Source organism: Flavitalea antarctica (assembly GCF_054461535.1).
Genome location: NZ_JBTLQG010000041.1, coordinates 33,819 through 43,848, shown reverse-complemented (window position 1 = coordinate 43,848; position 10,030 = coordinate 33,819). Strand labels below are relative to the sequence as shown.

General features: G+C 42.1%; 8 protein-coding genes. 1 reads left to right on the top strand and 7 read right to left on the bottom strand.

All coding sequences use genetic code 11. The annotated features are described in order from the left end of the window. Nucleotides 1-536: hypothetical protein (locus ACX0G7_RS24000; protein ID WP_458926071.1), on the top strand; the 536-nt coding region annotated here is incomplete at its 5' end. A 510-nt stretch (nt 537-1,046) separates the two neighbouring features. Here the strand turns inward: ACX0G7_RS24000 and ACX0G7_RS23995 are convergent. The 7 genes from ACX0G7_RS23995 to ACX0G7_RS23965 all read right to left on the bottom strand — a co-directional run bounded on the left by ACX0G7_RS23995 (nt 1,047) and on the right by ACX0G7_RS23965 (nt 9,789). Continuing rightward, nucleotides 1,047-1,283 carry a GIY-YIG nuclease family protein gene (locus tag ACX0G7_RS23995; protein WP_458926070.1) on the bottom strand — a complete coding sequence of 79 codons (237 nt, stop codon included), beginning with the start codon at nt 1,281-1,283 and terminating at the stop codon, nt 1,047-1,049. 1,036 nt (nt 1,284-2,319) lie between these two features. Next, nucleotides 2,320-3,036, bottom strand: coding sequence for a hypothetical protein (locus tag ACX0G7_RS23990; protein WP_458926069.1), 717 nt, complete (start codon nt 3,034-3,036; stop codon nt 2,320-2,322). A gap of 124 nt (nt 3,037-3,160) precedes the next feature. Beyond that, on the bottom strand, nt 3,161-3,637 hold the full coding sequence (locus ACX0G7_RS23985) for an organic hydroperoxide resistance protein (protein WP_458926068.1): 477 nt from the start codon (nt 3,635-3,637) through the stop codon (nt 3,161-3,163). 171 nt (nt 3,638-3,808) lie between these two features. Next, nucleotides 3,809-4,336 carry a LytR/AlgR family response regulator transcription factor gene (locus tag ACX0G7_RS23980; RefSeq protein WP_458926067.1) on the bottom strand — a complete coding sequence of 176 codons (528 nt, stop codon included), beginning with the start codon at nt 4,334-4,336 and terminating at the stop codon, nt 3,809-3,811. A 115-nt stretch (nt 4,337-4,451) separates the two neighbouring features. Beyond that, nucleotides 4,452-5,348 (bottom strand): alpha/beta hydrolase, encoded by an 897-nt coding sequence (locus tag ACX0G7_RS23975; RefSeq protein WP_458926066.1) that lies wholly within the window; start codon nt 5,346-5,348, stop codon nt 4,452-4,454. 171 nt (nt 5,349-5,519) lie between these two features. Next, nucleotides 5,520-7,493 carry a sigma 54-interacting transcriptional regulator gene (locus ACX0G7_RS23970; protein ID WP_458926065.1) on the bottom strand — a complete coding sequence of 658 codons (1,974 nt, stop codon included), beginning with the start codon at nt 7,491-7,493 and terminating at the stop codon, nt 5,520-5,522. Beyond that, a complete protein-coding gene (locus ACX0G7_RS23965) occupies nt 7,486-9,789 on the bottom strand; it encodes a sensor histidine kinase (RefSeq protein ID WP_458926064.1) in 2,304 nt (767 codons plus the stop codon). Before ACX0G7_RS23965 ends, ACX0G7_RS23970 begins: the two co-directional genes overlap by 8 nt. Nucleotides 9,790-10,030: the final 241 nt, after the last annotated feature.

The window sequence follows — 10,030 nt, the reverse complement described above, 5'->3', positions numbered from 1 at the left end:
AACCCGGTTCGTCATCAAGGTTCTGGAAGACACATACTTTGCAGGCAGGAATAGTTGTTACCAGTCAATTTACAACCCACGTAGGTTCAGTTGAACAACGTTATTGGCCCGGGGACACAATGACAATTGTCAACGAATACATTCTTACTAAGAACCAACAATTCTTTGGGCTTAATTTGGGTCTTAATCATAGATTCAAAATTTCCGGCAAACTTCAGTTTCTCGCAGGCGTGCATGGTCAGGGGAGTTTTGCATTGGTTCACAACTATGAACAACGATGGGATAGCATCGTCCATTTTCCAAATCAAGATGGATTTTTTACAACATCCACCCATCTACCCGCTTTGAAAGGGAAAAACTTTTTTCAATGGCAGCTAATGTTTCCACTTGGGTTTGAATACGATCTTTATCATAAACAGATTTTTGGTCGTATTGAATTTAATCCAGGTATTGTAGGTGGTCCATACCGGCCAAAATCATTCTATTCAAGAGAAACGTATGGAGTTGGAATCTGGCTTGTATATCAACCGCATTAAACGACTAATACAAAAAGTTAGATAAAAGGTCTTAACGCTACATCCAAAATCACGGCCAGGAACTATAACGCAACAATACCAATCTGCCTGGCTATGTTTTTGCTTCCTGTGTTTTGAATTTACCTGGTGACCAAAGTCCCTGAAAAAAGGTAAGCTAACACCGAATGGACGAACACTTTTCATGTAGTTATATCTTGAGGTGAACAAATCATAATCAGGAAGCATTTATATTATAACCATAAGCATAACGTCAACAAACACCCGTTTTTTTTCGCTGGTCATAAAAAACAAATTCAAGCCCAAAACTCCAGCATTAAAAGTATCAACCTGGCATTGATAATTCTAGCGAACCTGCGGCTCGCAAGGCTTTTAGACCACATCAACGAATAACCCAAAAAACCTAACTATGAAAAAGACATCCTCGTTCAATTCACCCTGTGATATTGTCTACCTCAATGCCATCGCTTTCTGTTGAAATATCCTTCTTACACACAATATCGGCGGGTGTATTCAAATAAACCTGTTATTCATAAACGCTCTTCCGGAACCGGTCTTGAGATAAGATTCAAATTCAAAAGCTTTGTACTTATCCGCAAATGCACAATAAAATATGAGCTCGACCGGTAATCTCTTCGCAGTCGCCGGAACATGACCATCAAAGTGTCGTTGATATCTTTCTTTCAAATCAGACGTACAACCCGTATAATGCTTGCCGTCTCTGCATCTCAAAATATAAACATAATGCACCCTTCAAAAATAAATTGAAGATATGTGCGAGCTCACGTATTTATGCGGTCAATTTCGCTAAAAAACTTTTTTTTCAGATGTCTGAAAATCTCATGGGAAAATCCCTGCTCAATTCGCCGCAGCTCCTTCAATAAATATGATGTTAACAATACTGATATGCCCGGTCTTGCCCGACGAATCCCACCCACCTTCGCTAAAGCTACGGCGGACGAAGCCCACCTTCGCTAAGCTACGGCGGGCGAAGCCCGCTTCCCCAAGATTGAAATGGTCAAAGCGCCGTGCTCGATAGCAGTCGGGCCTCGCCCGACGAAGCCCGCCGGGCGGAGAAACCCTCCCTACAAGACATAAAAAAGCCCGCCTTCGCTAAAGCTACGGCGGGCGAAGTCGGGAAGACAAGATTCGAACTTACCCTATAAAAATTTTAATATCAATGTCTTGCAGCAAGAGGATTCTAAGACTCACCGAATGACTCACTGGCCAATAAAGAACAATTGAAAGATAACAAAAAGATTTATTTATTTTATCGGAAGGCCAGTAACTAGTATAGGAATCGCAAAACTTACGGAATTTGTCTTCTATACTTGCGTATGTTAGTAATGATGGCCTTCCTGTTTACGCAAAGAAACGGCGGTAGTCATTAGCAAAGGAATCTCATATCCTGCCAATATCAACCATTTCATATTCCCATCGGAAGTTACATTTCAGGTGCAAGCCAGATAATGCAAGGCTTTAGAATTCTTCCATTGCCTTAGCTTCCGCCGATCGACCAGTGAAATGTGCAAATCCCTGTTTTGTGTATCTATTTAATCTGAATTACCTGTGACTTGTAAACTTGTAGTGAATATTCGGCTAAGTGCGACACCCACCAATAATTAGTTCTTTGTTCGTGACCTTAACCAATTCAAATCAGGGGGCGTCGTGGTTGATTACAATGGCTGGTCACTTGAATTGAAACTGAAATCCGGGTATAATGCCATAGCGCTTCCGGATCTTACCGATAACTTTCTAAAGATAAGATATTTAATGCATCGAACATTTACTGGAACACTACATCGCTAAAATCGATTGAAACGATAACAGGAGCATCTAACTGTGAGTGGTTGTTTTCATCAACAGGATACACCCGCCTTTTCGTTGCCACCATGATTCCGGCTACGTTCGTATAATCGGATAAATAATGTGCACAAGCTGTGTTACCCGCCACTTCCACCCGGTAATCGAGCCTTTTTATCAGACCATCTCCATCAAAATAAAGTGTTTGTTCCCTGCTATGGGTATGAATGTCTTTGGGCCATGTTACGACCAGGCGACGCCATGTTTCATTATTTTCTTCGCATGGCTTGATTTCGATTGTTGTGAAACCCGGCCTTGCAAACTGGAAAGGTGTATTAAAATAGTTCCAGGTGGCATAACCGCTGAAATAAGCCAGCTGAAGGTTGCTCCATTTTGTTTCCCATGCGTGTGACTGATAAGACGCCCTTGGATTATACAATTCTTCAACAATATCTCCGGAAGCCGTCTCAATTGCTATTCGGTCTGGTGTATAAACCGTATGCCAGGCGCTGTTCGGAATGTGTGAAGTTTTCTGTTCCAGCAGGTTCAATTTTACATCGACGCTTTCAATCACACCCGCATGGCCTTTCATTCCCCACAAGAGACCTCCAACCTCGAGGTGAGCACTAACGTTATAAAACTGTCTCCATCGATCGAGCCCACCATGCGCATCGATAGCAAGCTTAATTAAATCATTCATATTTTTTGATTTATTTTTTTTGAATGCTGGTTTTAAAAAGCAGATTTCATGACCACATTGGTTAAATTACTATCAGTCAAGATCCGAATGTAAAAAACCGGGTTGACAATCGTAGCAATGTAAATTATACCAGGTTGAAGGTCGCAGCTATATTACCACGCGTTGCCTTTGAATATGGGCAATTCTGTTCTCCCGCATTAACCAACTGTTGGGCGACTTGACGATCCAATCCAGGTAGGCTAATATTCAGCCTCGCCTGTAAGTAGAATGAGCCGCCTTCATTGCATAGATCCACTTCAGCATCAATAGCAGCATCTGCCGGAAAGCGCAATTTAAGCTGACCCGCTGCAATCCTCATTGCTCCCATAAAGCAAGCCGACCAACCTACTGCAAACAGTTGTTCTGGATTAGTACCGGTTCCGGAGGTACCCGGTGTATCAAGCTTTATATCCAGCCGGCCATCAGAACTGCGCGCCGCGCCGTCACGCCCGCCCGTCGTATGGGTTTTGCCAGTGTAGTGAACTTTTTTTGTCTCAATTTTCCTTTGTTCCCCGGGTTTATTGAGTGCTTCTATGACCGGATTGGAGTAGTTGTTTTCCATTGCCAGATTTTTAATTGTTATAAAATTGTTTGTCAAATATATTTGCTGATCAGGGCTGTTACCACCAACAAAGTGTTGAGGCGGACGATGTTGATAGTGAAGGGGACTGTAAGAGGGCTGAATATTCGGAAAGGGGCAATACCGGAATCAAAAAGCGATATCTATGAAGATTTATCTGTTTTCAAGCCAGTTCAGAAAACTGGTGACTTTTTCCTTTGTCACAAGCAATTTCTCAGACACGGGAACGGTAAGGTTCACTAATAACTTCCGGGCGAAATAATGCTCTACTTCTTTTACCGCATTGAAATTAATAAGGTACTGCCGGTTTAATCTGAAAAATTGGTTAACCGTTAAGAGGTTTTGAATTTGCTCCAACGAGTAATTTACAGGATATTCCCGCATGTCAAAGCACATGATTGTTGCAGATTCATACCTGATATAAAAAAAGGCGATGTTTTCGATTGGCACTGTGATATACTTATGTTTACTAAATACCAGGAAACTCGTTTTAGCTACAGGCCTCACGAGTCTTGACAGGAGCGCGTCTAACACGGCCAGGTTATTCTCGCTGAGGAAATCTTTATGGTCCATTATCTTCTCAAAATGATCACTTATCGGATAATTTCGCCCATCAGTCGAAACTGATCTTAGGGCATACTTACCAGACATCAAACCAACATTTTTAGATTGAGTTTGCATTTTATTTCGTTTTATTTACCAGATTGAATAAGTCCGTTTTTCATTTTCACTTTCAAAAAGTTCAGGTTGGAATTTACTGTCCGGGGGTTCTGTAGGCCATTAATCAATGTAAACTTTATCGCTGCGGCGACTGTTTCTCTAACCATGCGAGTATGTATGCCGCGTCCTGCCGCCAGGTGGGCTGACAAACCACAAAATGATTGCGCCCTCTCATTACTTTAAAATCGGTAACTGAATCTTTACATCTGTACATTTTGAAATTACGCCGGTTCAGTGATGCAGGTATAGACTTGTCAGCACTCCCTCCGAGTAGCAATAAGGGAACATGGGGCTTTTTAAAGTCGATTGCTATCTTCGCGAGTAGACTATTTTTGAGTATCAGCTTAGATTCCGGCACTAATAAATTAATATAAGTTGTTGTTTGTTCATCCAGAGCCATTCCGTTTGTGAAGAAATATTGCCATGTTTTAAAAGACATCAAATATGTCTCTGTTTTCGAGGTGAATGGACATAATACCTTCCACCATGATCGCCAAAACGTCAATTCATAGGGTACTACGCCCTGCGGCGGGAAGGAATGAATGGCCACGCCCGCAACAGCAAGATCCCGGTTAATGAGTACCTGTGTAACTAATCCGCCGAGCGAATGTCCTATCAATACAGGCTTTTCAGGAAGCTGCTGTATAACCGATGCATAATGTTCGATTACCTGGCTTAAATGAACAGAGGCAAGCAACACGTCCGGGTGACGTCTTCGAAGTACTCCCGCAGATGCGTCTTTGTAAGGGTATGGTGGTGCTATAGTGATATAACCCCTGGCTTCAAAAAAGACTCTCCACGCATCCCAAACCTTATTACTAGTGAAAGCCCCCGTGACAAAGACAATTGTTTTCAATTGAGAATTCATCATGTTTGATTTGTTTGCAAGCGCAGAAGCCATCAAAGATGGAATCTTGTCACGCTTTACAGCAATCATCTTTGTCCGGAAATCATCTAACACAAATGACAGCATATCGTAACATGTTCAGTACCTGCTATAGACATGCCAAATTATTGAAGTCCACAGTAACCTGAGTCGGACTGTTGGATACCAGTTAATTATGAGAACTCGTCAATGTGAAGCGCCTTCATAATATCTCCGATAAACTCCGAAAAATGCGGACTTGAATGGAGGAATCCGAAATTAATGGAAGGTCTCATCCTTTCGGATGCCTAGTTTTGAGATCCTGGACTCAAGTGTTGTGGGCTTCAGGTTAAGAATTTCTGCCGCACCACCAGCACCCCGGATGCGGCCGCCGGTTTGTTTGAGGACCGCAAGTATATGGTTCTTTTCATTGTCCGATTGGATTCTTCTAATTTCGGAAATAGTCTTTGGCGCATTGATAGTATTACTGCTGCCGGGAATTTTTGTATCCAATTCAATCGGTTCAAGTGACCTTTTTAAGACTAAGGGAGACTTTCCATCATTCAAAATCACCGTCTGCTCCAGGACATTCTCCAATTCTCTTACATTCCCTGGCCATTCATAGGTCTTTAATGCATCCAGCATTTCCCGGCTGATTCCATTGTATGCCTTGCTAAACCTCGTGCTGAATTCCTTGGCAAGATGAATGGCTAAGATTTGAATGTCCTCATTTCTTTCACGAAGCGGCGGGAGATGCACGGGGAACACGTTTAGACGAAAATAGAGATCGAGACGGAACCTTCCGTGAGCCACTTCTCTTTCCAGGTTACAATTAGTTGCTGCAATCACTCTGACATCAGTTTTTATAGGCCCATTCCCCCCTATGCGGTCAACTACTTTTTCTTGCAATACTCGTAACAGTTTCACTTGCATATCCAAACTCATTTCCCCAACCTCATCTAAAAATAGGGTGCCCCCATCTGCCTGTTCAAATTTTCCGGCCTTTCGTTCGGTTGCCCCGGTAAATGATCCCTTCTCATGACCAAACAATTCAGATTCAATTAAGCTGGCAGGAAGGGCTGCGCAATTCACTTTTATGAACGGCTTAAGTTTACGTGGTGAAAGACCATGTATACAATCGGCGACTCGTTCTTTGCCCGTCCCACTCTCACCTGTTATTAAAACGGATGTATTTAATGGGGCCACCTGGGTCACAAGATCTAGCACATTCAACAATTGGCGGCTATTTCCAATGATACCTTTAAATCCCGCAATGGCGCCGCTCCGCGGCTCCGTATTGCTCTCCTTGCCTCCCCCTACAATCGTTGAATCAGAAAGAAAACAACTATCCAATATGGTCAATAACAAAATTTGTAATCGTTGCAATAGTAATAAATGGCCTGGGTCATAAACATGGCTCTTGCAACTGTAAAGTGAAAAAGAATAAGAATAAGCAGGGAATCTCTTAATAGGAATCGATATACCTGATTCCAACTGAAACGTTTTCGCAAACAATCTCTTCAAGGGATTATTACGACAAATTGTTTCGAACTCGTCATTGTTGTACCATCCTGCTTTTTCTTCAAGCGGGGATGCCGCGAGTATTGTTTGCAGCTCTTTTGGATCGAGCCCCGATATTGTCGCCAATTCCGAAGCCCCCACATCCTGGTATTGTTCAAAACCAATCCGAAGGGAGCCGTGGCCATGATAGGGATGTGCGTCAGAAGCCTTTCTGCACACCGCGAGGTAGTCAAATGGAATGTGAGGCTGCAAAGCAATTGCCGTTGCCAGTAACTTTTTTTTTCCGGAATCGCTGCTCAATCCAATAAAGCTAAGGTGCTTCTCCAGTTGATTTTCCTTGTGCAATTTTGACTCCATACTATGGTCATGCCTATAAAATGCTATTTCAATTGTTACGAATAAGTCTTTTGCCCTAAAAGGTTTTACCAGAAATCCAAAAGGTTCAGTCGCTTTTGCCTCCTCCAACACCTGTTGATTTGAATTTGCAGACAAGTACACAAAAGGAGTAGCTGATTGCCGTAATTGACGTGCCAGATCAATTCCTGTCAATTTGCCTTTGAGATAGATATCCAATAATACAAGGTCAGGCTGCTGAATCTGAACAATGTTTAACGCTTCCTGGAAGGAGGCTGCAATACCGGAAACTATATATCCGGCCTTTTCCAGTGTCAGTCGAAGATCATTGGCAACAATAAGTTCGTCTTCAACAATCAGTATCTTTTTATTAATCATAAACAAAGTTTTGCACCCTATCACTTTCCATACCCGATTGCTGACTGGGAGTTCCATCAGGTTCACCCGTCATTTTGATAATCACTTCAACTCCCTCATTGTTCAGGATCTCAAAACTACCCCCTAATTGCCTGGCGAGCCATCGCATCAGGTTCATCCCGAGAGAACTACTTTGAGTATAATCAAACCCGTCCGGTAAACCTCTCCCATTATCGGCAATACAAAGAATCATCAAATCAGCGCTTTCGCGATACATCGAAATATTAATAAGCGCGCGCTGTTTGTCTGAAAATCCATACTTTATTGCATTGGTTATGGCCTCGTTAAGTATCAACCCAATAGGCACTGCCTGTGCTACAGAGAGCTTAATAGAATCAATGTGCTGGGTAAATATTATATCCGATTCCAGGCTTAAAATATCTTTCAGATACTGTATTAATTCATTTATGTAAATGGGCATATCTACTTTTGAAACATCTTCAGACAGATATAACTTCTGATGGATAAGGGCCATAGCCTGTATCCGCCGTTCGCTATCCTTTATTGCGGCTATTGCCGCATCATTATCAAGATAGGCCGACTGAGTGTTTAGCAGGCTTATTACCATTTGAAGATTATTCTTTACCCGATGATGGACTTCCTTGATCAGCCATTCTTTGTCTTGCAATATCCTCGCCTGTTCTGCTATCAGATGCTCCAGGCTAATATTCTTCTCATCGATTTCTTTCTGATGGATTTTCAGTTTTGCATTGCTTTTTTGTTTTAGCCGATACCCGTTATACAACAACCCGACAATAATAAGTAACAAAGCAGCCCCTGCCGACGTTATCTTCATCCTCATATTCGCCTGGGCGACCCGGTTTCGGTGCAGTTGATTCTCAGTGTTAAGTAACCTGATATCTTTATCTCTTTGGGATGTCTGATATTGCACTCCAAGTTCTTCTATCTGCCTGCTTTTCGTTTCGTCAAAAATGGAGTCTTTGATCGCCTGATACAGCCTCAAATGGGCAATAGCTGAAGCATATTTTCCCTGTGCTGAATCAACTGCATACAACTTCAGATGAATATCCTTGATCGTTGCAAGTGTATTAACACCAACCGAAACATTTAAAGCATTTTGCAGATAAATCACTGCTTGCCCATACTGCCTGCGATCAAAATAAAATTGTCCAATTTCATAGTTAACATCTGCAGTCACTTCATTGTCGTTCTCAAGTTTGCTGATGGACTGAATCGCCTGGAGGTAATATAGGTCCGCCAGCCTGTCCTGCCGCAGTGTATGATAACAGAAAGCCAAAGTAGCGCTAAGGCTGGCTTTTGCATAAAAGCCGTTTGGGCTATTTTTCCTTGAGACATCAAGAATAAAAGCAAGAGCCTCCTTACTTCTGTTTAATTTTATCAACTCACGCACTAAAAACCCCGCATCTCTGAACATATACAAATTAACAGGCTTAGTGTATCTTCTGTCACTGAACACTTTCCAATACCATATAACACTGTTTTGTGGTTGATCCAATTCGCGGTACATATTTGCACGACGGCTATAAAATAAAATAGCGGCATACATGTCTTTCGTAGCCTCCATACTTTCAATACTCTTCAAATTGTAGAAAAGAGCCTTGGTAAAATCACCCTTTTGCCTGTTTATCACAGATAGCAAATCAAAGGTATAATGAAGATTCGGGTTGTTAATTGCCTTAAACTTCGCCAGGACTTCGAATAGTTGAACTTCAGCAGTATCCAGTTTACCATGATTTAAATTCACATCGGCAATGCTCTTCAACGCATCTATTGCCTTTACATTATCGTGCAACCTTTGACAAAGGGTGATAATTTTTTCAAAGCAATTTATCCGGGTAGGATACGAAGTGTCCCGGGAAGGTACAAGCATTGAAAGCTCTTCCCAAACGAGCAATTCCTCCTGATCATTGCCGGATGTTGCCAGTTCATTGATAATTTTTTTAAAATATTTCTGCCCATTCTTAGAATCCCTCATTTTGAAATAGTATCGCCCAATCATCCGGCGGCTCTCATTTCGCCATTTTTGAGATGTACTCATCTCCCCCAACCTGTTCGCCTCCAGCAGCAAAGTCAAGGCGCTATCGGGTTTAGGTTTGATTACTTCAGTTTCGGTGATATAATGGTCAGCAAGGATGAGCAGCAAGCGTACCCGATTGGAATCGGCCCGGCTTTTTTTTATTTTTAAAAGTAAAGTTGAAGTATTAACGGAGGAAGTTTGAGCGATTAATGAAACCGCAACAGTCAATGCGATACCTATAGTCAGCAGACTCTTCATATACTCCCTGATTTTATGATCATCAAACTACGCGGGTGAGAAAAAAAGTCAGCAGGCACTTAATGTCATTACCAACTATAGGCTTTCGGTGGGCAGCATTGTGATCGGGTTAAAGTTATCAAAAAAAAACAATAAAGGCCCGGATAGGATATTGAAGCGTAGGACCAAGGTTCTTCACATACAGAAAAGACGGGTTGAAGCACGAATTCGTCCACTTATCCGATTGTTGGTTGGCCAGAAG